The sequence below is a fragment of the Bacillota bacterium genome (genome assembly GCA_012839765.1).
Classification (GTDB): domain Bacteria; phylum Bacillota; class Limnochordia; order DUMW01; family DUMW01; genus DUMW01.
This window is the reverse complement of sequence record DUMW01000072.1, coordinates 1-27,000: the sequence shown is the minus strand read 5'-3', so window position 1 is coordinate 27,000 and position 27,000 is coordinate 1. Positions and strand designations below refer to the sequence as shown.

The window sequence follows — 27,000 nt, the reverse complement described above, 5'->3', positions numbered from 1 at the left end:
GTTAGAGGATTGGTTCGGCCCCAGAGACGACCTTTCGTTTCCTTAGGATAAAGAGACGAAAGGTTTTTCTATTGAAAGAAGGGACAGTAATGAATCTGCAAGAAATGGTTTTCCGGCTGCAGAAGTTCTGGGCTGGACAAGGATGTGTAATCGCGCAGCCCTACGATATGGAAGTAGGGGCTGGGACGATGGCACCGGCTACCTTTTTGCGCGTGCTTGGTCCCGAGCCGTGGAACGTGGCGTACGTTCAACCCTGCAGGAGGCCTGCGGACGGACGTTACGGTGAAAACCCCAATCGGCTGCAACACTATTACCAATACCAGGTGATCATGAAGCCCGTGCCGGAGAATATTCAGGAGATCTACCTGGAAAGTCTTAAGGCCCTGGACATTAATCCCTTAGAACACGACATTCGCTTCGTGGAGGATGACTGGGAGTCGCCCACCTTGGGCGCGTGGGGACTGGGCTGGGAAGTGTGGCTCGATGGCATGGAGATCACCCAGTATACTTATTTTCAGCAGGTGGGAGGACAGGATCTGGATCCCATCTCTGTGGAGATTACCTATGGCCTGGAGCGGTTGGCCATGTACATCCAGGGAGAAGATGACCTGTTCGCCCTGGAATGGGCCGACAGGATCACCTACGGAGAGCTTTTCAAAGAAAACGAGGTCCAGTTCTCCCGCTATAACTTCGACGTGGCCGATGTGACACTGTTGTTCCAGCTATTCAGCAGCTATGAGGCGGAGGCGGAAAGACTTTTGCACCAGGACCTTGTCCTCCCCGCGTATGATTATATCCTCAAATGCTCTCATATTTTCAACCTGTTGGATGCCCGAGGCGCTGTCAGTGTCACCGAACGAACCGGGTATATTGCCCGGGTAAGGGATTTGGCCCGGGTGGCAGCCCAGGTCTACCTAAAACAACGGAATGAACTGGGCTTTCCTCTGCTCAAAGAAAGGGAGGTGGTCCAGGATGCGTGATCTTTTACTGGAAATTGGTTGTGAAGAGCTGCCGGCGCGGTTTATCCCCGGTGTGCTGGAGCAACTGAAAGAGCGGGCCCGGGAACTGCTTACCGAATCCCGCATTACCTTTGGTACTGTCAGTTCCTACGGTACTCCCCGCCGGTTGGCCCTTGTGGTGGAGGATGTCGCGGAAAAACAGGCGGACCTGGAAGAAGAGATAAAGGGACCACCGGCCCGGGTGGCCTTCGATGCCGACGGTGCCCCCACCAAAGCAGCCCTCGGTTTTGCCAAGAACCAGGGACTAGCCCCCGAGGAGCTGGTGGTGAAGAGCACACCCGGTGGAGATTACGTTTACGCGGTGCTTAGACAGACCGGGGCGGCCACCGAAGAACTGTTGCCTAGCATCCTGGAACAGATCATCGCCCAATTGGGCTTTCCCAAATCCATGCGCTGGGCGACCAAAGAGCGGTTCGCCCGTCCGATCCGCTGGCTTCTGGCCCTGTATGGAGATCGGGTTCTCCAGATCCAGTATGCTGGAGTACAGAGTGGTAATAATAGCTATGGGCATCGCTTTTTGCACCCGGGCCCGGTGGAGATACCGGAACCCAAAGCCTACCGGAAGGCCCTCAAAGGGGCATGGGTAGTTGTGGACCAAGAAGAACGCAAAGAGCTGATCAAGACGCAGATTGACCAACTGGGAAAACAGGTGGGAGGTACGGTGGTGGCTGCCGATGGGCTGCTGGAGGAGATTGTTCACTTGGTGGAGTTTCCCACCGCCTTGTGTGGCAGTTTCGATCCCGCTTACTTAGCCTTGCCTGAAGAGGTGTTGATCACACCGATGCAGGAACACCAGCGGTATTTTGCCCTGAGGGATCAACAGGGCAAGTTGCTTCCCAAGTTTATTGCGGTCCACAATGGTTCCGAAGCGCACCTGGATGTGATTACCCGGGGTAATGAGCGGGTGCTCAAAGCCCGGTTGGACGATGCGCGGTTTTTCTACGATGAAGACCGGAAACGTTCCCTACGTTCCAGGGTCGAGGAATTGAAGAAGGTGGTTTTCCAAGAGAAACTAGGTACCATCTATGAGAAGATGGAACGGACCCGCGCCCTTGTTGATTACTTAGCCGGGAAAGTGGGCCTGGACGAAGAATCCAAAGCCAGCGCCTTGGAAGCCGCCTATCTAGCCAAGGCGGATCTAGTCACCAATATGGTGGGGGAATTCCCGGAACTCCAAGGGGTCATGGGTCGTGAATATGCTCTGCAGGATGGGGAACCCAAAGCGGTGGCGGTGGCGATCTACGAACATTACCTGCCACGTTTTGCCGATGACCATCTGCCCCAGACCCTGCCCGGTGCCATCGTAGGTATTGCTGACCGCATGGACACCATTGTAGGTTGTTTCGGTGTGGGCCTGCGGCCCACAGGGTCCCAGGATCCCTACGCCCTGCGCCGGCAGGCCGCGGCCATCCTAACGATCATCCTGGAGCACGACCTGCCCGTGGATCTGCTGGAGTTGATCCAGCGCTCCTATGCCTTGTATGCGGAGACCCAGACCTTTGCGGCGGAAGTGCCCGGGGAAGTAGCCGAGTTTTTCCAGGCGCGCTTCCAGCGGATTTTAGAGGAGGTCTACGGGCTTCCTTACGATGTGGTGGATGCCGTCCTGGCACAGGGGGTTGGTCCGGTGCGCGATGTGTTGGCCCGGGGAGTTGTACTCCACGAGGCTTTGCAAGGGGGAGAACTGGCTCCTTTGCTGAAAGCCCACGAACGCGTAACCAACTTAGCGGCTAAGGCCACCGGTTCGAAGGTGGATCCCAGCCTATTTGTCGAAGCGGCGGAGAAGGAGCTGTATGAAGTCTTCTCCCGGGTCGCGGTGGAGGTAGAGGAACATCTGGCCAACGGTGCATACCAGAAAGTGGTGCAGAGTCTGCTGCAGTTGACCCGGCCTGTGGACCGTTTCTTCGACGAGGTTTTGGTCATGGCAGAGGATGAGGCTGTCCGGCAGAACCGCTTGGGCTTGTTGGCGGCTTTGTCGGCGGTGTTGTCCACCCTGGGGAACTTGAAGGCCATTCGGGCCAGCTAAAGTTGTCAACAATTACACTTGACAAGAAGGAGATTGGTGTCTTTTACCGAATATACCTGGAGGTGTTTACTCTAAGCCGGGCTTGTCCCTTCCATATAGAGTCGCACCCTGCGGTGCAGCTGTTGTGCAATCACGAAAAACCAGTAACCACGTCCTTGGGATTGCGCGCGACGGAGCTGCCAGTTGCGTCCGTTAGCATCAGGGCTGTGTGTGCTGACAAGGAGGAAAGATTCTGATGAAAAAGTGGGTTTACTTTTTCGGTGGCCCCAATTCCGAAGGGGACGCCACCATGCGGAACTTGCTAGGAGGTAAGGGTGCCAACTTGGCGGAAATGGCTAAGCTGGGCATTCCTGTACCACCGGGTTTCACCATCACCACCGAGGCCTGTGTGGAATACTACGAGAACAACAAACAGTGGCCTGCGGGCTTGGAAGAACAGGTCAAAGAGAATTTGAAGAAGGTGGAAGAACTGATGAATGCCACCTTCGGTTCTCCGGAGAACCCGTTGCTCTTTTCCGTCCGTTCCGGTGCCCGGGTTTCCATGCCCGGTATGATGGATACGGTGTTGAACCTGGGTCTGAACGACGAGACGGTCCAGGGCTTGGTCAAGCAGTCTAACAACGAGCGTTTCGCCTATGATAGCTATCGACGCTTTATCCAGATGTATGGCGACGTAGTTCTAGGGATTGAGCATGCCAAGTTCGAAGCGATCTTGGAGGCGAAGAAGCAGGCCAAGGGCGCGGCCCTGGACACCGATCTCACTGCCGCTGACCTGAAGGAAGTGGTGGCAGAGTACAAGGCCCTTGTGGAGAAAGAAATCGGCCGCAGTTTCCCTGCGGATCCTGTGGAGCAGCTTTACGGGGCGATCAACGCGGTGTTCAACTCCTGGAACAATCCGCGGGCAATCAAGTATCGGGAGATCAACAACATTCCTGGCCACTGGGGTACCGCGGTGAACATTCAGACCATGGTCTTTGGTAACATGGGCGACAATTCCGGAACCGGTGTAGCTTTTACCCGGAACCCCTCCACCGGAGAGAAAGAGTTCTACGGTGAGTACCTGATGAATGCGCAGGGTGAGGACGTGGTGGCCGGAATCAGGACACCGCATCCCATTAGTGACCTGGCCGAGGAAATGCCGGAGATCTACCAGGAGCTGGTGGAAATCTATCAGCGCCTGGAGAACCACTACAAGGATATGCAGGACATTGAGTTTACCATCCAAGAGGGTAAACTGTATATGCTCCAGACCCGTGCCGGGAAGCGTACCGCCAAAGCCGCGGTGAAGATCGCCGTGGATATGGTTAAGGAGGGGCTTATCGACAAGGAGACTGCCCTGCTTCGTGTTGAGCCGGCCCAGCTGGATCAGCTGTTGCATCCCCAGATTAGCCCCACTGCCAAGTATGAAGTGGCCGCCAAGGGATTACCCGCATCCCCAGGTGCAGCGGTGGGACGTGTGGTCTTCGATCCCGACGAGGCCGAAGAGCTTGCTGCGGCTGGAGAAAAGGTGATCCTGGTCCGTACCGAGACCTCTCCAGAGGATATTGGCGGTATGCACGTGGCTGAAGGTATTCTCACTGCCCGTGGTGGCATGACCTCCCACGCGGCTGTTGTGGCACGGGGTATGGGCAAGTGCTGTGTGGCCGGTTGTGCCGACGTAGTGGTGAACGAAGCCGCTGGGCAGTGCACCATTGCTGGACACGTAGTGAAGAAAGGCGATTGGATTACCCTCAACGGCAGCACCGGGGAAGTGATCCTGGGTCAGGTGGAATTGGTCCAGGCGGAATTGGGTGGCGATCTGGGTACCCTGCTCGGTTGGGCCGATGAAGTACGGAGACTAAAGGTACGGGCCAACGCCGACACACCGGCTGACGCACAGGCAGCCCGCAACTTTGGCGCTGAGGGTATCGGACTTTGCCGCACTGAGCACATGTTCTTTGGTGAAGACCGGATTATGGCGGTGCGGGAGATGATCTTAGCCGAAGACACCGAAGCCCGGAAGAAGGCCTTAGCCAAGATCCTGCCCTATCAGAAGGAAGACTTCCTGGGTATTTTCAAGGTAATGAAAGATCTGCCGGTGACCATCCGGTTGCTGGATCCGCCGTTGCACGAGTTCTTGCCCCATGATGGTGCGATCCGGAAGAAGGTGGCCGCAGAGTTGGGTGTGAGCGAGGAAGTGTTGGCGGCGAAGGTGGAAGCCCTCAAGGAGTTCAACCCCATGTTGGGTCATCGGGGCTGCCGGTTGGGCGTCACCTATCCGGAGATCTACCGGATGCAGGTTCGGGCTATCTTCGAAGCGGCCTGCGAGCTAACGAAGGAAGGCTACACCATCATCCCCGAGGTCATGATCCCCTTGGTGGGTAAGGTGGAAGAGCTTAAGTACCTCCGCAAAGAGTGCGAAGAGGTTGCCAAGGCTGTAATGCAGGAGTTTGGCGTGGAGTTGGAGTATCATATTGGTACCATGGTCGAAGTGCCTAGGGCGGCGCTAACCGCTGACCAGATTGCAACTGAGGCTGACTTCTTCTCCTTCGGTACCAACGACCTGACCCAGATGACCTTCGGGTTCAGCCGGGACGATGCCAAGTTCCTCGACGACTACAAGGAAAAGGGCATCTTGGAGAAGGATCCCTTCCAGACCCTTGATGTAGTCGGGGTGGGACAGCTGGTGCAGATGGCTGCGCAAAAGGGCCGCTCGGTGAAAGCAGAGCTGAAACTGGGTATCTGCGGTGAGCACGGTGGCGACCCAGCATCCGTTGAGTTCTGCCATGGTGTGGGTCTTGACTATGTAAGCTGCTCGCCCTATCGTGTGCCCATTGCCAGGCTGGCCGCTGCTCAAGCCAAGATCAAGGAGCAAGCTCGGTAGGGTATGGGGTTTAGACTGTGAGTAATTGGCCCGCACCCTCTGGTGCGGGCTTTTCAGTCCTCGAGTTTAATGGTCCGGCCAACCTCGATTCCAGGGTGGTGGGATGTAATGATTAATACCAGGCGGCATCAAGAGGAATTTGAGGAGAAATACTTATCTCCGTTAGCATGTAAGAGCCATCGTTCCGCAGGGAGGGCTGTACCTGAGAGGGAATGTGAACTGAGAACGGCCTTCCAGCGGGATCGGGACCGGATTATCCATTGTAATGCCTTCCGACGGTTGAAGCATAAGACCCAGGTTTTCATTGCACCGGAGGGAGATCATTACCGGACCCGACTTACCCATACCTTGGAGGTGGCTCAGATTAGCCGGACCGTGGCCCGGGCCTTGCGCCTGAACGAGGACTTGACCGAAGCCATCGCCTTAGGCCATGACCTTGGCCATACTCCCTTTGGACATGGGGGGGAGCGGGCTTTAGATCAGCTTTTTGGGCCGGGGTTTCGGCATAATGAGCAAAGCCTGCGGGTAGTGGACGTCCTGGAGACCAGTCTAGGTGGATTTGGCTTGAATCTCACCTGGGAAGTACGGGATGGGATTCTCTGTCATACCGGAGAGCGGGAACCGGCCACCTTAGAGGGGCAGGTAGTGCGGATCTGTGACCGTATCGCCTATGTGAACCATGATCTGGAGGATGCGGTCCGGGCGGGGCTCATCAAGGAAAGGGATCTTCCCGCAGGTTGGTCCCCCTTGCGAGGACAACGGATTAATCTGATGGTCCAGGACTTGGTTGAAAACAGTTGCGGCAAAGGACAGCTAGGCTTTAGTCGAAAGCTGGCCCAGGCCACTGAACAGTTGCGACAGTTCCTGTTTCGGCGGGTGTACATGGCCCCGAGGGCCTTGGAGGAAGAGGAGAAGGTGGCGGGACTTTTGGGACGTCTGTATGACTACTATGTCTTGCATCCAGAGATTCCCCACGAGCATCTGGAGATTTCCGAGGAGGATCCGGCCGTATTGGCAAAGGATTACATCGCGGGGATGACAGACCGTTACGCCCTTTATGAGTACCAAAGATTGTTTCTTCCCAGCCGAGGGCCCAGATGAGGCTGTAAGATTCAGGGCTGGCGGCACAACGAAGACCATGGGGAGAAGGGTGAGAAAAACCTTTGTTCGGTAAGCAGGATATAGTTGCAACATGGCGAATGTAGAAATACTGTTAAGTTAAGTATTATGTAAGGAAGGAAGGTGTTGCTTGGTGGTTCCCCTCCTCACCAAAAAGTTGATCGAGGAGGTCCGCGTCCGCAGTGATATCATCGATGTGATTTCCAATTATGTGGAACTACGGCAAAGGGGCAAGAATCACCTAGGGCTTTGTCCCTTTCATTCCGAAAGGACACCGTCCTTCACCGTTTCGGCGGAAAAGCAGCTATATTACTGTTTCGGCTGCGGTGCCGGTGGAAATGTTTTTAACTTTATCATGGACATTGAAAACCTAGAGTTTGTCGATGCTGTGAGATTTCTGGCTGCACGGTGTGGTGTGACGATTCCGGAACAGCTTACCCCGGAGCAGCAGCAACAGCAAAGAAGGCTGGAAGCCATTTATGCAGCCAATGCAGTGGCTGGTGAGTTTTATGCCCGCTGCCTGCTGGAGACGAAGCGAGCTGCCCCTGCCCGGGAATACCTGGCAAAACGTGGGCTCAGTCCCCAGGTGATTAAAGAATTCCAATTGGGATATGCTCCTTCCGGCTTCGAGGTGTTGAAGGGTGCCTTGAAGCGCAGTGGCATAGATGAACCAGTGGCCGTTGAGGCGGGTTTACTCGCTGTGTCCAGCAAGACCCAGCGGACCTATGATCGTTTTCGACACCGGATCATGTTTCCGATCTGGAATCCTCAGGGAAGGATCATTGGTTTCGGCGGTCGGATCCTCGCCGGCGATGGCCCCAAATACCTTAACTCGCCTGAATCTCCAGTGTTCAGCAAGAAGGACAACCTATACGGGTTGCACTTGGCTCGGCCTAGCATTCGCCAACAAAGGCGTGTGGTGATTGTAGAAGGGTACTTGGACTGCATTGGCCTGTATCAGTTTGGGATCACCAACGTAGTGGCCCCGTTAGGAACCGCCTTCACCAGGGAACATGCGCGATTGTTGGCCAGGGAGTGCGACACAGTGTTGGTCGCCTTCGACGCCGATACGGCGGGAGTGGCAGCTACCTTGCGCAGCTTGGATATCCTGGCGGGGCAGGGACTGCAGGTTTTGGTTATTGATCTGCCTCAGGGGGAGGATCCCGACAGCTTCATTCGTAAGTATGGTGCACCAGCTTGGCGGCAACTAGAGGAAAGTGCCCTGTCTTTGTTGGACTTCAAGCTTCGGGCGGCTTTGCGGGGTGTGGATAAGGCCAACAGCAATTGGCAGATCCATGGAACGAAGGCGATCTTGCCTATTCTACTGGGTATTGAAAGTCCTGTGGTGCTGGAAACCTACCTTGGCAAGGCTAGTGATTGGCTAGAACTCCCCGTAGAGGTATTGCGGGCGGAGGTGGCCAGGCATCAACGGAAGCAAGGAGGAAGGTTGCCGCTGCGGCATATAACTGGAAAAGCGGGATATAATAGTAAAGATTATGGGCAGCGGAGGATAAGCAACAAGTACTTGGCGGAAAGAAGACTGTTGCAGGGGGCCTTGGCCCATCCGGAGTACTTGGAGGAGATCCGTCAGGCGATCAACGAAGAATTTTTTGCACACCCGATTTTTCGCAGGATATATTCGGTGCTTCTCGAAAACAATTATGGTAGCACCACGCGCATCGATCAACTCTTTGACCTTGTGGAGGACGAAGAGATTCGAAAGACTCTAGGAATGTTGGTCAGTGACACTCCAGACAACTTGCCGGACTGGAGGGACTGTGTCAAGCGGATGCGTGAGCAATACCTTCAGCGCTGTTTCGACAGCCTGGAGAAGGAATTGCGGAACTTGAACACCAACGCCGCCGATTACTTTGACAGGTTGGTGGATTTGTTAATAAGGTATAGGGAATGCAAGGAATTACTGATGCAATGGAAAGAATCATATGTGGGCCAGTGAATTTTAGCCAGAAAGGAGGGAGGCACTAATGAAGAAGGATTTGACAGAGATTAACGGCTTGAAGTCCTTACTAGTAGAAGGTAAATCGGCTGGTGAGTTGAGTTATAAGCAGATCATGGATACGCTGCAGGATGTGGATCTGGATCCGGATCAGATTGATGAGATCTATCAGCTGATGGAAAAGGAAGGGATCAATATCATCACCACCGATGGTGAGGTGGTGGACGCGTCGCAAAACGGTAAAGACTCCGTAGAGGAAGATCTGGATCTGTCGGTACCGGATACTGTTGATCTTGATGATCCCGTGCGGATGTATCTGAAGGAGATCGGCCGGATTCCCCTGTTGGATGCTGAGAAGGAAGTGGAATTGGCAAAACGCATTGAGCAAGGGGATGAGGAAGCCAAAAGGGAGTTGGCCGAGGCGAATTTGCGTCTGGTCGTGAGTATCGCCAAGCGATATGTGGGTCGCGGAATGCTGTTTTTGGACCTGATCCAAGAGGGGAACATGGGCTTGATGAAGGCCGTAGAAAAGTTCGAGTACCGTAAGGGCTTTAAGTTCAGCACCTACGCCACTTGGTGGATTCGCCAGGCGATCACCAGAGCGATTGCGGATCAGGCCCGTACTATTCGGATCCCGGTGCATATGGTGGAGACCATCAATAAGCTTAACCGGGTACAGCGGGAGTTGCTGCAGGAACTCGGCCGGGAACCAACGCCGGAGGAGATCGGTGAGGCCATGGGTCTATCCGGTGATCGGGTGCGGGAGATTATGAAAATTGCCCAGGAACCAGTATCGTTGGAGACACCGATCGGCGAAGAGGAAGACAGTCACCTGGGTGATTTTATCGAGGATCAGGACGCCTTGGCGCCGGCAGAGGCTGCGTCTTTCCAGATGCTGCGGGAACAGCTAGAAGAAGTCTTAGAAGGTTTGACTGAAAGAGAGCAAAAAGTCCTCCGACTCCGATTTGGCCTAGATGATGGCCGCACACGGACCTTAGAAGAAGTAGGGAAGCAGTTCGGTGTAACGAGGGAGCGAATTCGTCAAATCGAGGCGAAGGCCCTTCGTAAGTTGCGCCATCCAAGTCGAAGTAAGAAGTTGAAGGATTTCCTGGAGTAGGGTTGATCCTTTGAGGATTGACCTACCAGCTCTTTTCTTGTATAATTAGAGTCGAGTCGTTCCTCGGTAGCTCAATGGTAGAGCACCCGGCTGTTAACCGGGTGGTTGCTGGTTCGAGTCCAGCCCGGGGAGCCATGGGCCCTTAGCTCAGCGGCAGAGCAGTGGACTCATAATCCATTGGTCGCTGGTTCGAACCCAGCAGGGCCCACCAGACTTCTTCTTTCCTTCCATTTTCCATGTTTAGACTTCTTTTCATATGTCCCTCGGGATGTTGCCAAGTACCCTTTTCAACCGGTTTGCAGACAATTCATCGTGTTCTTCAACAGATAAAAATGGAGTCCTTGTTCTTTCTTCTTTGTGCTGGTCAGCGTGGACAATATCCTTTTGCCCTCAGGGTGAGACAATGGCAAAGGCCAAGGGCAAAGGACTTCAACCGTTGGCGTGCTGTTGTGTAGGGAAAGGGCCTGCCTTTGAACTAGGGTGGGAGAGCCGTTTGCCCTTTCTGAGGTTGGCTGAGGGGACAAGTCATGGTATGGGATTCCTGAGGGAATAGATGAAGCCGGGAAGCGTGTAAACTGACGGGAAGGATCAGTCCTTTTGGGGACGTGCCCTTCCCGTTGTTTGCGTCGTGGTATGTCAACTATTTGGAGGTGGCTACCTCCTGTGTCCCTTCATCTACTCCTTCACGGCGTATGATTACATATACCGCTGAGTCGATGGTACGGTTTGGAATGGCGTGCAATTGTCCTGCTTCGTCCATCACTTTGGTTTTCCGGATCGAGATCTCTTTGATGATCCCTTCGATGGCTCCGGTTTTTACCCGGTAACCGACCCGGAAATCCTTGTCGGAGATGAGGAAAATTCCCGCCAACAGGTCTTGGGTGACATTGGAGAAGCCAGTGGCCAAGGCCATAGCCACAAGGGCAATGGACCCTCCTAAGGCCAGGGAGATCTCAGTAAGACCCATCACGTTGAATACCGCCGCGAAGATGATGATCCAACTGATGGTGCTGATCATGGATAAAACCAAGGTTTTCAAAGTTGGATCCACACGGCTAAGGGAAAAGGCCTGGTTGACCACTCTACGGATGAGCCGGGTGACCAGGTACAAGACAGCCAAAGTGATTACTGCGGCCGGTATTCTACTCAAGTACGGTGTAACGGCTTGCCATAATTCCTGCATGTTTCGACTCCTTTCAAGCTATTGCACATACTATCTCTTCTTTGCTTAGGGAAAGAATCCTCCCGCGGACCTACTCCTTTCCTAATCTAGGAAGGCACCGGTGATCTGATTGTGGCGAGAAAAGAAATGAGTACCCCATCTGAAGGCGGTAAGACCATAGAGCATACTGCTCCAATCGATCGCGGCTAGATGGCGCGGATACCAACGGTGTCCTGGACAGAACCGGGAAAGGCCAAAACGGTAGGCATGGCGGAAGCGGGGAGATTGGCTTTCACCGTGGGCTTGGATGTAGGTGTACATTTTTATCAGATCAAAGGCGGCCTCGGGATATACCGGTAGGAACCCGGCGGCGATGTAGGGGGAGACGGTTCCGGTGGGGTTGTTGTCAATGGCATCGGCATGGTAGTATCCTTGATGATTCTCGCCGGCCCCATGGCCCCATACGAAAGAGGGCCATCCTCGTTCCCTCCAGCTGGCCTTGTCTGCCAGGGCCACATTATACATGATTTCCCGATAGTAGCCACTGACGGTGTAGTCATAGACTAAATAAAAGGGAAACTGGTAGACAAAGGAAGAAGGGATCCCGTGGGGCATGCCCGGGATGGTTTTCCCGTAACGCAGATAGGTTGGATGCTTATACAATTTGGTATCCTGAAAAGCATTGTGCCATAACTGCGCCCTTTCGGGGTGTACCTGGGCAATTATGTAGGCCAGGAGGGCATACTCATTGAAGGGGCAAATGGGTTCGGCGCCTTTACCCTCTTCCACGCTCATATAAAGAATACCCGAAACTTCGTCCGCAATGGCCGCGGACCAATCGATGGAGTGAAGTAGCTGTCTGGTGAGGTGGACCATTTCGGGGTCCTGGAAGTAGTTGGAGGCGAAGATGGCTCCACAGATGAAGATGGCCGTATCCACGGTGGAAAACTCCGCATTCATCCGCTGGCGTCCTGTCGCCACATCAAACCAGTGGCGAAAAAAACCGGTGGCTTTATCCCGTTCAGGACGGCACTGGGCGTGCCGGTGGGCCATGGTGCGCAGTGTGGTCAGGGCCTTGGCCGGTGCAGCGGAGTCCCAACCAGCGTGATGGGCGATGGCTAACCCGATCAACCCCACACCGTTGGCGGCCACGGAACAGGGAATGTCCTCCTGCCCCTCGAAGACATAGGCATCACGATACATACCTGTGGGCGCGTACCGCAGATGGTCGATCAGCTTATAGGCCTTGTAATGCTGTTCGTCAAGGAAGCCTTTCAGTCGGGCCGGTAGGGCATCGTAGTCTCTGTAGCCTAATGTCTTAAGCATAGAGCACCTCGCCTGTTCTCGTTAGGTAGACATTGCACATCTAAGGTCTGTTCTCCTGCCCTTTTGGACTAGTACTTATTGCCTAATTGGCATTCCTTTAGGGCTTTAGACGAAGATAGGAGCCACAATGACAAGGTATGCCGAAAAGGAAGAGTTGGTGCCGGTTTGGAGGGGTGTTTATCAGCGGCGGCTAGTCTCTACGGGAAAAATTCGCTCTTGCCATCCCAGGGATGATATGGTATACTTGCCTTACCAAGTGAATAGATCCACGCATGCCGAGTGTCTTTATGACAGCGGGGGACCCAATCTTTTGGGGTGAAGCTTATCTTTCAAGCGGGGCTACCCTTTCTGCCCTAACCCGACAGCTAACCTCGTAGGCTGTAGAAAGGAGGCGTGTGGTACCTTCATATGACCACGTAGCCTTTACGTGGTTTTTTTGTTTCGGTGACCGTAATCTAAGTATGAAAGGAAGGGTCGCGATGAAGGTCGAGAAGATTCTAACGGAACTGGAGAAGGCAAGGGGACAACTGGAAAACGCGCGGCGTCAGTCCGAAGAGAAGACGATGAAATCGGCCGTACAGGAGTACGAGCGATTGTTCAATCAATACCTGCGTATCGTGGGGATCCGCGAAGACTAGACGTAGGGTTCTTGTTGCTCAGGTGGAAAGGAGTACTGACCCCGTTGATTTCCTGCTTTGCCTGCTTACAAGTTAGCTGGTCCCTTTTTCTCCCTTGATTGGATCAGCTAGCTTTTTTCATCTCCACTAGAGTTCCCTTCCCCCTTACCCTGCAATTCACCTCACTATATCCCGGTCCCTGGGTACTTTGGCAGGATTGTCCTTAGTTTTAGAGAAATAAAATAGTATAAAATATGAATGGTTGGGGGATCGACATGAAAAGAATTGTTCTCCTATCGTATCTGATCGTCCTAGTGCTTAGCGCCTATGTGTACGCCGGACCGCTAGAGGAGTATGTAGTTACCGGCAGTAACGACTACAGCTGGAAGCTGACGTCCCAGACCAAACTGCCCAATGGGGTGGACGCCTATTTTCTCGACTTATATTCCGGTACTTGGCAGGGCATCCAGTGGAACCATCGTCTGCGGGTTCTCGTTCCGCCGGGACAGCCCACGGGTGTGATTCTGTTTATCACCGGCAGTGGTTCTGGGACAGAGGAGCTTGCCTGGTTTTCCGAGGCGGCAGTGTTGACCGGGCAAATTGCCGCGATCCTGCATGATGTGCCTAACCAGCCGTTGTTTGGGGGCATGCGGGAAGATGAATTGTTGGCCTTTACCTGGCTGCAGTTTCTGAATACAGGGGATCCAACGTGGATCTGTCATCTTCCCATGACCAATGCCGCAGCCCGGGCCATGGATGCGGTGGACGAATTTATCTTGGAACGCCTGGGACGCCAACCCAACGGCTATATGGTCTGCGGTGCGTCGAAACGGGGCTGGACCACCTGGCTTGTGGCCGCGGTGGACGAACGGGTGATTGGTATTGCTCCCATGGTTTACGACAACCTGAATATCCCGGCCCAGATGGCTCATCAGGTGGCTGTGTGGGGCGATTTTAGCTACAAAATCGGGGACTACACCTCGTTGGGGCTTCATGAAGTACTTGGGACGCCGATGGGGCAGGCCTTGGTGGACATTGTTGATCCCTACGCCTATCGAGAAAAGATCACCATGCCGAAGCTGTTGTTCATGGGGAGCAATGACCCCTACTGGGCCGTGGATGCGGTGCATCACTACCTGTACGACCTTGTGGGCGACACCTACCTCTATTACGTGGCCAACGGCGGCCATGATTTGGGCGGAGATCCACGGGTGATTATTCCCACCCTGGTGGCCTTCTGCCGCAACGTGTTTCAGGGTGACTTGCCCTTACCGCAGTTGACCTGGGAAGTGACCGAGGACGGGAACGAGATCTATTTCCAGGTACAAGCGGATCAGCCGGTGAAGGCGGCCCGGTTTTGGCTGGCGCTGAGTCCCTTCAAGGACTTCCGTACAGCCACCTGGACCAGTGTGGACGCGAGGGAAATAAACTACAATCAGGTGCAACATAAGTTCCTGAAGTTTAAGGACCCCTTGGCTGTTTACGGTGAGTTGGTCTTTGAAACTCCCTTGGGAAGCTATTCCCTTTGCACACCGGTATATGTGTTTGAGTAAGGAGTCGGGCGATGAAGGTTAGCGATGTGGCAGCAAAGGTGGAGCAGATTGCTCCCCTCAGTTACGCGGAAAGCTGGGATAATGTGGGCCTGCTTCTGGGGGAAGCAGGCCAAAGTGTCCAGAAGGTGCTGGTGACCTTGGACGTGGATCGGGAAGCGGTGGAGTATGCTATCGCACAGGGATGTTCCCTTATCGTTGCCCATCATCCCTTGATCTTTAAGCCCCTGTCCAGGATTAACCAAAGCACCGAGCTGGGAAGACTAATTTCCACGCTAATTAAGCACAATATTGCCGTCTACGTAGCCCACACCAATATGGACGCGGCGGAACAGGGTCTGGGCCAGTGGGTGGCGGAATTGTTCAACCTTCAGGACGTGAAGGTCTTGAGTAACACTGGGGTACAGCTGTACAAGATTGTGGTTTATGTGCCGAAGGGCAGTGAAGATGCGGTGCGGGACGCCCTGGCCGCAGGGGGAGCAGGACAGATTGGCAACTACAGCCATTGTACCTTCCAGGCCCCCGGTACCGGTACCTTTCTTCCCTTGGAAGGGACTAATCCCTACATTGGTACCGTAGGTACCCTGGAGCGGGTGGAAGAAGTACGCCTAGAGACGATTGTCCCTCAGCAGCATTTGCATCGAGCCATCTCCCGGATGCTTGTGGCCCACCCCTACGAAGAGGTGGCCTACGATGTGTACAAGCTGGAGAATAAGGCTCCGGTGGGGATCGGTCGCCTCGGGCGGTTGCCGGAACCGATGACCTTACGTCAATTGGCCCGGCACACCGAGGAAGTGCTGAAGACCACGGTCTTGGTCGGTGGTCCCCTGGAGCAAATTGTGGAAAAGGTGGCCCTGTGCCCCGGCAGTGGGGGAGGTTTGGTGAACACTGCTGCCAGCCAGGGAGCTGACGTATTGATCACCGGGGATGTGAAGTATCATGAGGCCATGGAAGCCCAGGCCCGGGGTTTGGCCCTGATTGACGCGGGACATCGGGCGACGGAGTTGCCCTTTGTAAAGCGGGTCGCGGCGTATTTGGCTGCGGAAGGCTGTCCTGTGGAAGGATATGTGCCGAAGGAAGCTAGCATATTACAACCATTAACAGACAGCTGAGAAACCTTTTGCCGGCGTTTTGACAGCAGGTTTCCGCTGTGTTACAATGCAGTTGCCACTTAGTTAAGACAGCCAAACTCCTGAGTAAACTAGGTGATCGCGCTAGTATGCGAGGAAAGTCCGGGCTCCACAGGGCATAGTGCTGGGTAACACCCAGTGAGGGCGACCTCAAGGAAAGTGCCACAGAAAACAAACCGCCCCCTTTCGGGGGTAAGGGTGAAAAGGTGCGGTAAGAGCGCACCAGCGGTTAGGCGACTAACCGGCTTGGTAAACCCCACTAGGAGCAAGACCAAATAGGAGGGAGTTAACGGTGGCCCGCCGGTTCCCTCGGGTTAGGTCGCTAGAGAAGCTAGGCAACTAGTTTCCCAGATGGATGATCACCCTCGACAGAACCCGGCTTATCGGTTTACTCAGGAAGGATTACCCCGGAATTTCCGGGGTTTTTTATTTCACCCCGAAGGGTCCTGCCTGTTCTGTTTCCCTCTGCACCTGAGTAGAATTAGGTAAGGGATTTCTTCCAAAGGGTGATTTTCGTGTTACGCAAGCTCCTTGCGAGACTCTCTCCAGGCAACAATCCACCCTCCGGCCAGAGTTTTCTCGGTGGCTCCATGGTGCTCATGTTTAGCGGCTTTATCAATCGTGCTATCGGCTTTCTTTATTCGGCCTATATCATCCGCTGGGCGGGGGGCGAGGCCATGGGCCTGTATCGCATGGCTGCACCGGTTTATGTCACTTTGCTCACGGTGGCTACTGCGGGAATCCCCTATGCCCTGGCGGTGCGCGTTGCAGAGGAATTCGCCACCAACCACCCCACCAGAGCCCATCGGGTTTTTACCAAGTGCCTCCGGCTTATTCTGCTTACCAGCTGTATATCTTTGCTGGCGTTGTCACTAATCCTGGGCCCCTTTTCCCACCGGGCCTTCAGTGATCCCCGGGCCCGCAAGATCGCCTGGACCCTCGCACCTTGCCTCCTTATTGGTCCGGTGGCATCTCTCTTGGAAGGATACTTTGAAGGTCGCAAGCTGATGGTTAGCCTGGGTTTCGCCCAGGTGATAGAGCAGCTGACCTTTACCACGGTCACCTTGGGATTGGTCTATTTTGTCGGCGGAAAAAACACCGTGTTTGCTGCCCAGGCCATTGCCCTGGGGACAGGTGCTGGGTTGTTAGTCCTGGTGCTCATCCTTGGCACCCTGTACTGGATGGACAAAAGGAACACCACAGAGAAAGGGAATACGGCGACTCCGGTGCCCATGGGGTGGGTTCTTAAGTTGGCCTGGCCCGTTGCGGTGGGCAAACTCATCAGTTCCGCAAGTCTTACCTTCAACCTACTGTTGATCCCCGCACGACTACAGGTTTCGGGCCTCACCGTATCCCAGGCCACCGAGCAGTTTGGGTTGTTGATGGGTGTGGCCATCCCCCTGGTGTTCTTGCCCAATATCATTAGTTTTTCCCTTTCCCGGAATCTGGTTCCTAGCATCTCCGCCGCCTGTGCCCAGGGGGACCGGGAGATGGTCCGTTACCGGATTAAGACCTCCCTGGAAACTAGCATTGTTTCGGGTCTGCCCTTCGTGGCTCTGCTGGCCTGCCTGGCCAAGCCCATCTGCCAGTTGGTCTACGGCCAGCCCCAGGCGGCAGCCATTGCCACCATCGTGGCTTTGGGCGGTCCCTTTGCATACCTGCGTCAGACCACCCAGGGGATTTTGGAGGGCTTGGGTAAACCCGGTGTCTCCCTGCGCAACTACATGTTTGGTCTAGGAGCCGATACCCTGGCGGTATACTTCCTGGCCGCATCTCCCCTGGGGATCAAGGGAGCGGCTATGTCTACGGTGATCAATTTCACCGTGGGCGCAGTGGCGAACCTGATTAGCATACACCGGATAAGCCCCCTGGGGCTTAATTGGTCCGGTGCGGTCCTGGCCCCGGTGGGGGCCGCCGCGGTAGGCGGGATCGTTGGTTCCCTGGTCTTTTCCCAGGTGAGATTGGGGTTGGCCAGTTCCCTGGCTTTGGCGGCCCTTGCGGTGTTTGTCGTCTACTTCTTTTTACTCCTCACCACCGCTTCGGGCCAGCGCATGTTTCGGCGGCTTTTGGCCATCAATCCCTTCACCCGTTAGAGCTTTCTTACTACCCGCACTTCCAAAGGAGGCCCTGAGCGTTCCCGTAGCCATGCACAGAGGATGCCCACTAGCACCATGCCGATGGCAATGAGGGTACTTCCCCGGGGAAAGAATACCTTGCCGAGGAAGTATCCACCCAAGCCGAGCAACACGGGGAAGAAAAGTACAAAGGCTAGTCTGGGCAAAAAGGCTGCACCCGGCAGTTCCACCAACACCCGATCTCCCGGTTTGGCCCCGGTGGTGTCGGTGGCCTTGGACAGCACCACGGTGGCCGGACAGCCCCCACATTCCTGGCAATTGTGGGCACAGGCCTCGATCCGTTCCACCCGGATGAGTACTTCTCCCGGTGCGCATTCCCGGACCACGATGGCTTCTTGGCGCACATTAACACCCCTCTATCCTAGTTCTAAGGTGATCCTAACACGGGATTTTCCCATTGACAAATGAAAAAACTAAAAAAGGTCCACCGGCTGCACAGATCTACCTCCTAGGGCATAATAATGTAGTTAAGAAGAGGAACGGGGGGAGAAGGATGAATCTGCGCGATTTTGCCGGTTTGCCGTACCTATTGGTGGGAGCAGCGATTCTGGCCGGTTCGCTATTGATCCAGGGAATCCTGGGTGCCCTTGGTGTGTTGCTTTCCGTGGTAGCTGGCGTGCTTTCGGTGATCCGTTTCATTGGAACCTCGGTCCTGCTTTTTGGGGTCTTTCACTTGGCGGTTTCCCTGCTCAAAGTGCATCGCCGAAAGGGTTTTTGGTAATAGTTGATGAATTAAAGCAGGAAGGACAATGTACACCCACGAAGAATAAAGGGAAACGGAAGGGATGCCAGTAATGTGGACAGAGCGTTTTGAGGAAATTGGCAAGATCGAATACGAAGAATTCAAAGAACGGATTAATGAAGTGATGGAGCGGGTGGCCGAGCGGGGGGTTTGTGTCACTGTTGTCGATGATTTGGACAGGCCCCAGGCCATCGTGCTCAATTTCGAAGACTTTCTAGAGTTGATCGATGATCTGGAGACTATCAGCGGATTAGTAGAGGAAGTGGATTTCGCCGGCGGGGGAGTCTCCCTGGAGGAAATTCTCGAAGAACTGGCTAAGGATGAAGAATAGCGAGGTTCTTCCCCCGCGTTCCGGTAATTAGCCTCTCGTCCGCAGTCTGTAGAAAGGGGTGGGAAGGGTGGAAGAGAGGATCATCGTCTCCCGTCCCAAAAAGCGTCGTCGAAACCCGCAATTGAGCTTACTTGTCTTTGTGTTGGCCTTCCTCGTCATCATTGCCGCCGGGGCCTACCTTTTTTTCAAACCTAAGGACGAAGAATTTCTGTTGGATTATTACACCTACGCCCAGGTGGGTACCCGAGATTTTGCCGAGACCCTCAGTGTGGTGGGAAGCCTCCGTCCCCGGCAGGTGAAGGAGATCCATACCTTGGCCGAAGGGGTTATTACCCAGATTTTAGTGGCGGAAGGGCAGGATGTGGTTCAGGGGGAGATCCTGTTGGTGATGGAGTCGGCGGAACTGGTCAAACGGCGGGATGAGGCCCTACGGAAGGTTAATCAGCAGGAGTTTGAACTGTCCAGCGCCCAGTATGATGCGGAAGCAGATCTGCTCCTAGGGGAGCAGACCCTGCGGGAAAGCCAGGAGAAGCTGGCGGAGGCCGAAGAACAGTTGGCCCTGTTGGAGCTTTTGAAGCAGTATGGCACCGTGGCGGAGAAGGAACTGCAGGATGCCCAAAAGCTGCTAGCGGAGGCAAAGCTCCATGTGGAGCAGGCAGAAAGACAATTGGAGATCAAAAGACGCCGGGCGGCAGCCACTGTGGAAAACGCCCAGGTAAATCTGGAGCTGGCCAAAGAGGAACTGGAGCAGATTCAACGGCTCATGGATAGTTTGGTGGTTACGGCTCCCATTGACGGGCGGATCCTGAGCTTGAATGTGAGTCTGCACCAGGAACTGGCGGCAAACAAGATGATCGGACAAATTGCGGATGTCTCGGATCAAGTGGTGGAGGTGCGGGTCACCAGCAGTCAAGCCGACTACTTGACCTTGGGACAAACCTGTCGGATCACGGTGGGCTCCACGGTCCTGCCTGGTCACATTACCTATATTGCCCCCTCCGCGGATACCCAGGGGGATAATCCCACGGTGGTGGTCCGAGTGGAGATTGACGGTTCGGCGGAAGGATTGCGCCCGGGCAGCAGCGCAGCTGTGGATATCCATCTCCGGGACCACAGGGACAGTCTGTATTTGCCCCGGGGAGCCTTCCTGGTAAGCGGCCAGCGGATGTTCGTTTATGTTCTGCAAGGGGACAAGGCTGTGCGCAGGGACGTGCGTCTTGGCATCATGGAGGGCAATTTTGTACAGATCTTGGAGGGATTGGAGGCCGGTGAATTGGTCATTACCAGTTCCTATGATGAATATAGACACAAAGAGGAGATCCGAGTCAATCCCCAGGGAGGACGGATGCAATGATCAGATTGGAGTCCATCAGTAAGTGCTATGATCGTGGTGGTGAGGAAGTCTGGGCCCTGGCCGATGTCAACCTGACCATCCAGCGGGGTGAGTTTATCTCAGTAATGGGACCGTCAGGCTCGGGAAAGTCTACTTTGCTCCACATCCTTGGCGGTTTAGATCAGGCCACCAGTGGCGCTTACCTCTTGGAGGAAGTGGATATCACCGAACTTAGTGACAAGGAACTGTCCCGGATTCGAAACCGCCATTTTGGTTTCATTTTTCAGGCATACAACCTGCTGCCGGAATTGACTGCCCTGGAGAATGTAGCTGTCCCCATGATGTATGGGGGGAAGGGTAAGCGGGAGTGGTTGCCCCGGGCAAAGGAGCTGTTGGAGCGGATGGGCCTGTCCCAGCGGCTGCATCATTACCCGAACCAGCTTTCCGGAGGTGAGCAGCAACGGGTGGCTATTGCCCGCGCCCTGGCCAACGAGCCTACTTTGCTTCTGGCCGACGAGCCTACGGGGAATCTGGCCAGTGACCAAGGGGAAGAAATCCTCCGGCTGCTACAAGAGCTCAATGACCAAGGCACCACCATCGTCCTGGTGACCCATGACCCCTGGGCGGCCTCCTTCGGCAAACGTCTGATCCGGCTGCGGGACGGTCGAATTATCCAGGATAGGGAGATTGCCAACCGGTTTACTTCCGAAGAGATCCTGCAGGATCTTGCTTAGACTAAGGGGGGTTGTCCTGTGCGAAAACCGATGTTGATAGTGCTATTGATTTGCCTGCTTTTGCCGGCGGTGGTCAATGCTGATCCCATTGAGCTTAGGGTGGCTGATGCCATTAATCTGGCGCTGGAGCAAAATCTCGATCTTAGACTACTCCGACTAGATTATGAGTGGGCGTTAAGTGAAGTGGAACGGGCAAAGTTCGTTGGAGACGAGCAGATGTACAAGACCGCAGTGGAGAACTTCAACCAGGTGGCGGAACAGTATCAGCAGCAGCAAAAGTCTCTCAGCCGACAGGTGGTTACCAGCTACTATGAATTGCTTCAAACGGAGCTGTCGGTGGCCAAAGCCTATGATCAGGTTAAGCAGGCCAGGCTCAATTATGAACAGGAGCAAGTGCGCTTTCAGGCGGGTCTGATTCCGCAGATCACCTTGTTGCGGGCGGAGAATCAGATTACCCTTGCCGAAAGCTCCTACATAAATGCCCAGCACAATCTGGAGACAGCCTATCTAGAGTTTAAGCAACTGTTAGGCCTGGCTTTGGACCAGGACATCCTTTTGGTGGAACTGATTGAACCGGAGTATGAGCCCATCGACGTTTCCTTCCAGGAGGCCTATGCCGGGGCCCAGTTGGTAAGCAAGGAGTTGCAAGCCGCCCAGGAGGCGGTGGACCTGGCCAGCCGTCAAGTGTCCCAATTGGACAACGAGTATACTCCCCGGGTGGAGTTGGAGAAAGCCAAGGTTCAACTGGAGAAGGCCAAGGTTCAATTGGAAAAGGTGACCCAGACCCTGTACTTCCAGGTGCGGTCCGCCTACTGGACATTGAAGAACGGGGAACAGGAAATCGAGGCCAAAGAGCGGGAGCTAGTCCTGGCGGAAAAGGAGCTGCAATCGGCCCGGGTTAAGTACCAGGCCGGCCTCATCAGTGAAGAAGAACTGGCCGGTGAGGAACAAAAGTACAATGAGGCGGAGCGGGCTTTGAAGGAGGCCAAATGGGCCCACCGCCAAAGGAGCTTAGACTTTCTGGAGATGATCGGACTGGCTAAGCCGGTTTGGAGTGAAGGACAGGATGCGTTGGACAGTACTCTTTCTGATTAGCCTTATTTTCCCTCTGGTATGTTTCCTTGGGGAAGTGGCGGAACCTGTGCCTTTGGAAGAGGCCATCGCTTTGGCCTTGGAGCGCAATCGGGAACTGCAGTTGTTCTATCGCCAATGGGATCTGGCCCAAAGGCAGGAAGGGGCAAAGACGTTGCCGGAGCTGCAGGTCCACACTACGCCCCTGGCGGTGACGGAGCAGGGAATGACCAGGCCCACTGGCCAGGTGGTGTTGAAAGTGCCCCTGGGTCAATGGGGTGCTGCCCAAGGGCAGGTTACCTTCCAGATGGACGAAGGTTTCAGCTACCAGCCTTCGGCCCAGATTCAAGTGAATTACCCCCTCTTTAGGTCGTTAGAGGGCGAGGCTGTTCCTGAGGAAGATGCATTGACCCAGGCGCGCAACGATCTCATCGTCAAAGTCTATGAGACGATGATCGCATACATTAAGGCTGAACAGGAGCTGGCTTTCCAAAGGCGTCGGCTGGAGCATTATGAAGCGGAGCGCACCGGTATCCTGCTTACGAACGGGGATTCGAACCGGCTTTTTACCGTCCTCCAACAGATTGAAGAAACCACTGCGGCCATTGGCAGGCTGGAACTGCAAAGGGAACAGGCCCGGGAGGATTTCGGACAACTATTGGACCGGCCAGACGTCTATCCGGCCTATCTGGAGCCAGAACCCCTTACGATTATCTTGGACCAAGAAACGATGATGGAGCGGGCGCTTCAATATAGTTCCAGCTGTGTTGCGGCCCGTGAGGCACTGGAGGCTGCGAGAATGAAGTTGGAGCACTTACAGCGCTTTGGTGGTTGGGACCTCAATCTGTCCCTGGGCGGTGCCTGGTCTCCAGAAGGGACCGATTACGGTCTGTCTTTCACTGCCAGCACCAGCTTGTCCCGAAGCAAGGCCCTGGAGTTGGAAGCGGCCCAACTACAACGGGAGCAGGCAGAGCTTCAACTGGAGCTTACCACCTTTGCGGTGGAACAGGAGATAAGCGGCCTCTTTCGCCAATTGACCCTTTTAGAGGAGACGATGGAGCGATTGGCTGTGCGCAGGTCTGAGACCGGGGAGGAGCTGGAAAAGCTCCAGCGGCAATACGCCGCGGGGATGATCACCGAACTCACCCTCCAGGCCGTGGAGTTGAATCTCGAGGAACTGGCCATCCAGATCCAGTCCACGCGATATGACTATCTTCTGCTGCAGTTGGAGTTGCTCCGAAGGTGTGGTTTTGCCCTGGAAGAACTGGTTAGAGGACGGTGACAGTCTTGCGGTTCAGGAATCAATTGTGGCTGGCTTGGCGGCAGACTCGGCGGAGACTCTTTGAGTCCTTCTTGATTGTTCTGGCTATCGGTCTTGGGGTCAGTGTGATTATTGCCGTTTTGTCGATGTTTGTTCTTATCGAGGAACAGGAGAGGGTTCTGTGGGATACTGATTATTACCGTGCTTTTGAGATCTCGGAACCTCCCGTGGATATGCGCGATTTCACTTCGCCCCTATCTCCGGTGGTGCCGGTGGACCAGGCCCAGCGGGTACAGATCAAACTGGAGGATCTACGGGAGTTCAAGCAATTGCTACCGGAAGGTTACTTGGTTTTCATGGAATCGAGACTATCGATGGTCTGTCCCTTGCTGGAAGCCGCCCCCACGGGATCTCCAGAGTCTGGCTATCCGGGCTGGGAGAATTATGTGGAGATCCTGAGTCTTACCCCTGATGCGGTGGTCTTCCATGATTACAAACTGCAGGATGGCCAATGGTTTGTGGAGGACGATGTCATGTACCGCAACAGGGTAGCGGTGATTGGTGACAAGCTGGCGGCCCGGATCTTTGGTGACCAAAACCCCATCGGGCGGACAGTACCCCTGATGAATTACCTTGGCGAGGAAATGCTGTTTACCGTCATTGGGGTGGTGCAGGGCTTTGCCGAAGATTACGGAGAGGATTCTTGGAAGTATTGGGAGGACCCGGGGCAGTGGCTGTTGATCCCCCTCAATGCTACGGAACCGGCCAATGTGGAAGTGAGCTACGGTTGGTTCACAGTGGGAGTTTTGCCCGGTATCGATGTGGGGCAAGCCTATCACCATATCAAACGGGCTGCCGAACTGTATTTTGAAGAAGAAATGCAGATCTACGGATCTTACTTGAACTGGTTGGAGTATCAGAAGCAGACGGGCTTTTTTGCCAAGATCATCGGTTTGTTTGCCTCCATCGGTCTGTTGATCGCCGTACTCAACATCCTTAACCTGTTCTTGGCCCGGGTGTTGCGTCGCACACCCCAGATTGGCATCTCCAAGGCCTTAGGAGCTAGCGCCGCGTCGGTTTTTGCACAGTTTCTTTGGGAAGCCTTCCTGCTCGGAGTGGCTGGTGCTGTGGTAGGGATCGGTCTGTCTTTCCTCATGGTCAAACCTTTGCAGGGACTCACCGGTAGTGAATTGGTGGTGGAGAATAGTGCGGTGGGTATTGGGATTGGCATTGCCCTGGCCACCAGTCTCCTGTTCGGGGTGTATCCGGCTTATCAGGCGGCGAAGATCGATCCCGTTGAGGCACTACGGACGGAATAGAGGAGGATGGGAAATGTTTGCAGCGATCAGATTCACTGGCAAGCTGATGAAACGCCGGCCCCTCCGGACCTTGCTTACCATCCTGGAGATTGCTTTGGGGACCTGGATTCTCATCATTGTCCTTACGATGGATTTTCAAGGGAGGGACCAACTCCTGCAAACCCGCAGACTCTACGGGAATCACTTGGCGTCCATCTATCTGACCTCTCCGGAGCAGTATCGGGACCAAGGAAGTGGGATGATGGTGATTTCGGAGGCTATCGCCTACGATTCTTCCTTGGAAGCCTTCGATTACATGTTCCGCATGGAAGATTTGGCTTTGCTTCGGGAAAACAGCCTCCACATTGATTCTGTCTATACGGAGTCCTCAAACTGGCAAGGGGTGGTGCAGTTTGGCCAGCAGGAGTATTACGTCAACACGGTGATGGGTACTACTGAGGATTATGCGGAAGCTGTGAACCTACGTATTATCCAAGGACAGTTTTTCCTGGAAGAGGATGTTAAGGCGCAGAATCGGGTAATGGTTATCTCCGAAACTATGGCCAAAAGTCTCTTTGGGGATCGTTCTCCTGTCGGGGAAAAACTGCGGATGAGAAATAGCTATAGTGATGAGGTCTTTGAGTATGACATTATCGGGGTCTTTGAACCTTTCACGAACGTGCAGACCATGATCCTTTACAATGAACCCCACGCGATTGTTCCCTTAGGGACCCAAAACTTTACGTCCTACCCTATCGAGGAGAGGTTTTACCAGGTCGTGATTCGCAGTGACAATATCCATGCCGCGGTGGAGGAGGCCCGGGTCCTTATGAAACAGAAGTACGGGGATAATGTGGAGATTGAAGCGGACTATTTCAGTAACCGCACCGAGTCCCTCGGTTATACAATCCGTACGTTGACCATGTTTTTTGGGGCTTTTGCCTTTGTGGCGGTGGTGGTCAGTGCCATCGGGATTCTGAGTATCATGTTGGTTAGTGTGGTGGAAAGGACCAAAGAGATCGGTTTGCGCCGTTGCCTAGGTGCTACCAAGGGGTCCATCGCCCTGTGGATCCTCACTGAGTCATGCCTGCTGACCCTATTGGGTAGTCTGTTGGGGTTGCTAGCTGCCGCACTATCCAGCAACTATGTGGTGGGAGATCTGATCGGTGGTGTGCTCTACGGTGGTCTGTTTTTCACTGGCGGAATGCATTCTTTAGCGGCAGTGGTTTCGGTGGGTATAATGCTACTAGCCGGTGTCATATTTGGTTTGTACCCTGCGGTGCAGGCAGCAAGACTGGCTCCGGTGGAAGCGTTAAAGGAATATGTTTAACATCAAAGACGGATATGCCAAATAGGGCCATGCCGATCGTGATAGTTGCTGAGTTGGAACAACAGGGGCTTTGCGTTCCGGAGGAGAATATATAGGAACCATAACCAACTACTGTGACTGAGGATGTTGCTTATGCAAATCAAGCTGACATTGCAGAATGTGCATGAGGGCCCAGTGCGCTTGCCTCGAGCCAACCTTCACATACTGCAAGCGTTCGTCTACCATCTTTTTTCGGAGAGACTCGCAGATTTTCTTCATAATGAGGGTTTTCGCTACGGGAATCGTGTATTCAAACTGTTCACTTTTTCGTGGCTGTCGGGAAGCGGACCGGTCCGAAGAGTAGATGAGCACATCCTTCTTTTTCCGCCTTTAACCCTATCTCTTTCGTCGCCTCTATTGTATATCGTTCAAGACGCTGTTACGGGTGCCCTGACGTCGGATACCTATCGTCTGGGTAACAACTTTTTATGTTGTCAGGAAGTAGAAGTAATAGATCAGCAGGTAAGCAGTGAGAACGTGGTTGTTAAGACACTCTCCCCGATTACCTGTTATACTACTTTGTACAAGCAGGATGGCAGCCCATATACCGTCTTCCATGAGCCGGAAGAAGCGGAGTTTCAGCGCCAGATTGATGATAATCTGCGGAAAAAATACCGTATTTGTTGGCCAGATCGTCCCTTACCGGAGAGTCAGGTGCGATTAGAACCAATTGATACTCCTAGGCGGCAGATTGCACTGTATAGTAAGGAATCCACGATGCCCACCAAGGGATGGTGGGGGACTTTTCGTGCGACGGGGCCTAGAGAGTTGCTGCAGATGGGCTTGGACGCAGGATTCGGCAGCAAGAATAGTGGTGGTTGGGGTTGTGTGCAATTGATAGGA

The 27,000-nt window shown here is 54.3% G+C and carries 22 protein-coding genes, 2 tRNA genes and 1 other RNA gene; 22 read left to right on the top strand and 3 right to left on the bottom strand.

The genetic code is table 11. From position 1 onward, the window contains the following. Positions 1-89: 89 nt before the first annotated feature. The 8 genes from glyQ (at position 90) to GXX57_07435 (ending at position 10,309) form a co-directional block, all read left to right on the top strand. On the top strand, positions 90-980 hold the full coding sequence (gene glyQ, locus GXX57_07470) for a glycine--tRNA ligase subunit alpha (GenBank protein ID HHV44489.1): 891 nt from the start codon (positions 90-92) through the stop codon (positions 978-980). Then, positions 973-3,042: a glycine--tRNA ligase subunit beta gene (locus GXX57_07465; protein HHV44488.1), complete on the top strand. Its 2,070-nt coding sequence runs from the start codon at positions 973-975 to the stop codon at positions 3,040-3,042. The genes glyQ and GXX57_07465 overlap by 8 nt, the downstream gene beginning before the upstream one ends. Positions 3,043-3,274: 232 nt before the next feature. Further along, positions 3,275-5,905, top strand: a complete 2,631-nt coding sequence (locus GXX57_07460) for a pyruvate, phosphate dikinase (protein ID HHV44487.1) — start codon at positions 3,275-3,277, stop codon at positions 5,903-5,905. 111 nt (positions 5,906-6,016) lie between these two features. Then, complete coding sequence (locus tag GXX57_07455) at positions 6,017-7,006, top strand: deoxyguanosinetriphosphate triphosphohydrolase (GenBank protein ID HHV44486.1); 990 nt, start codon at positions 6,017-6,019, stop codon at positions 7,004-7,006. 148 nt (positions 7,007-7,154) lie between these two features. Continuing rightward, positions 7,155-8,981 carry a DNA primase gene (locus GXX57_07450; protein ID HHV44485.1) on the top strand — a complete coding sequence of 609 codons (1,827 nt, stop codon included), beginning with the start codon at positions 7,155-7,157 and terminating at the stop codon, positions 8,979-8,981. 28 nt (positions 8,982-9,009) lie between these two features. Beyond that, a complete protein-coding gene (rpoD, locus tag GXX57_07445; GenBank protein ID HHV44484.1) occupies positions 9,010-10,098 on the top strand; it encodes an RNA polymerase sigma factor RpoD in 1,089 nt (362 codons plus the stop codon). A gap of 60 nt (positions 10,099-10,158) precedes the next feature. Next, positions 10,159-10,233 (top strand) — tRNA-Asn (locus GXX57_07440). A 1-nt stretch (position 10,234) separates the two neighbouring features. Then, positions 10,235-10,309 (top strand) — tRNA-Ile (locus GXX57_07435). 429 nt (positions 10,310-10,738) lie between these two features. Here the strand turns inward: GXX57_07435 and GXX57_07430 are convergent. Together GXX57_07430 and GXX57_07425 are read right to left on the bottom strand one after the other, a co-directional pair. Then, complete coding sequence (locus GXX57_07430) at positions 10,739-11,281, bottom strand: mechanosensitive ion channel (GenBank protein HHV44483.1); 543 nt, start codon at positions 11,279-11,281, stop codon at positions 10,739-10,741. A gap of 81 nt (positions 11,282-11,362) precedes the next feature. Beyond that, complete coding sequence (locus GXX57_07425) at positions 11,363-12,586, bottom strand: hypothetical protein (protein HHV44482.1); 1,224 nt, start codon at positions 12,584-12,586, stop codon at positions 11,363-11,365. A 479-nt stretch (positions 12,587-13,065) separates the two neighbouring features. Here GXX57_07425 and GXX57_07420 point away from each other — a divergent pair, with 479 nt between their 5' ends. The 5 genes from GXX57_07420 to GXX57_07400 all read left to right on the top strand — a co-directional run bounded on the left by GXX57_07420 (position 13,066) and on the right by GXX57_07400 (position 17,976). Then, positions 13,066-13,224 (top strand): hypothetical protein, encoded by a 159-nt coding sequence (locus tag GXX57_07420; protein ID HHV44481.1) that lies wholly within the window; start codon positions 13,066-13,068, stop codon positions 13,222-13,224. A gap of 254 nt (positions 13,225-13,478) precedes the next feature. Then, a complete protein-coding gene (locus GXX57_07415; GenBank protein HHV44480.1) occupies positions 13,479-14,756 on the top strand; it encodes a PhoPQ-activated pathogenicity-like protein PqaA type in 1,278 nt (425 codons plus the stop codon). 11 nt (positions 14,757-14,767) lie between these two features. Next, a complete protein-coding gene (locus GXX57_07410; protein HHV44479.1) occupies positions 14,768-15,865 on the top strand; it encodes a Nif3-like dinuclear metal center hexameric protein in 1,098 nt (365 codons plus the stop codon). An 81-nt stretch (positions 15,866-15,946) separates the two neighbouring features. Beyond that, an RNA gene (gene rnpB / locus GXX57_07405) (RNase P RNA component class A) lies at positions 15,947-16,282 on the top strand. Positions 16,283-16,398: 116 nt separating this feature from the next. Continuing rightward, the gene (locus tag GXX57_07400) at positions 16,399-17,976 is read left to right on the top strand and encodes a polysaccharide biosynthesis protein (GenBank protein HHV44478.1); all 1,578 of its coding nucleotides are present in this window, start codon (positions 16,399-16,401) and stop codon (positions 17,974-17,976) included. On the opposite strand, the gene GXX57_07395 is transcribed toward GXX57_07400, so the two are convergent. After that, positions 17,973-18,362, bottom strand: coding sequence for a SoxR reducing system RseC family protein (locus GXX57_07395; GenBank protein HHV44477.1), 390 nt, complete (start codon positions 18,360-18,362; stop codon positions 17,973-17,975). The two genes, GXX57_07400 and GXX57_07395, sit on opposite strands and share 4 nt — an antisense overlap. 149 nt (positions 18,363-18,511) lie before the next feature. Here GXX57_07395 and GXX57_07390 point away from each other — a divergent pair, with 149 nt between their 5' ends. The 9 genes from GXX57_07390 to cas6 all read left to right on the top strand — a co-directional run. After that, the gene (locus tag GXX57_07390; protein HHV44476.1) at positions 18,512-18,739 is read left to right on the top strand and encodes a hypothetical protein; all 228 of its coding nucleotides are present in this window, start codon (positions 18,512-18,514) and stop codon (positions 18,737-18,739) included. 64 nt (positions 18,740-18,803) lie between these two features. Beyond that, the gene (locus tag GXX57_07385) at positions 18,804-19,091 is read left to right on the top strand and encodes a hypothetical protein (GenBank protein HHV44475.1); all 288 of its coding nucleotides are present in this window, start codon (positions 18,804-18,806) and stop codon (positions 19,089-19,091) included. Positions 19,092-19,158: 67 nt separating this feature from the next. Further along, the gene (locus GXX57_07380) at positions 19,159-20,445 is read left to right on the top strand and encodes an efflux RND transporter periplasmic adaptor subunit (protein HHV44474.1); all 1,287 of its coding nucleotides are present in this window, start codon (positions 19,159-19,161) and stop codon (positions 20,443-20,445) included. Then, positions 20,442-21,158 (top strand): ABC transporter ATP-binding protein, encoded by a 717-nt coding sequence (locus GXX57_07375; protein ID HHV44473.1) that lies wholly within the window; start codon positions 20,442-20,444, stop codon positions 21,156-21,158. Before GXX57_07380 ends, GXX57_07375 begins: the two co-directional genes overlap by 4 nt. 18 nt (positions 21,159-21,176) lie before the next feature. Beyond that, complete coding sequence (locus GXX57_07370) at positions 21,177-22,253, top strand: TolC family protein (GenBank protein ID HHV44472.1); 1,077 nt, start codon at positions 21,177-21,179, stop codon at positions 22,251-22,253. Next, complete coding sequence (locus tag GXX57_07365) at positions 22,225-23,511, top strand: TolC family protein (GenBank protein HHV44471.1); 1,287 nt, start codon at positions 22,225-22,227, stop codon at positions 23,509-23,511. The genes GXX57_07370 and GXX57_07365 overlap by 29 nt, the downstream gene beginning before the upstream one ends. A 5-nt stretch (positions 23,512-23,516) precedes the next feature. After that, complete coding sequence (locus GXX57_07360; protein HHV44470.1) at positions 23,517-24,809, top strand: FtsX-like permease family protein; 1,293 nt, start codon at positions 23,517-23,519, stop codon at positions 24,807-24,809. Between the two features lie 13 nt (positions 24,810-24,822). Further along, on the top strand, positions 24,823-26,118 hold the full coding sequence (locus GXX57_07355; protein HHV44469.1) for an ABC transporter permease: 1,296 nt from the start codon (positions 24,823-24,825) through the stop codon (positions 26,116-26,118). A gap of 132 nt (positions 26,119-26,250) precedes the next feature. Next, positions 26,251-27,000, top strand: a 750-nt coding sequence (gene cas6, locus GXX57_07350; protein ID HHV44468.1) for a CRISPR-associated endoribonuclease Cas6, incomplete at its 3' end; no start/stop codon positions are given.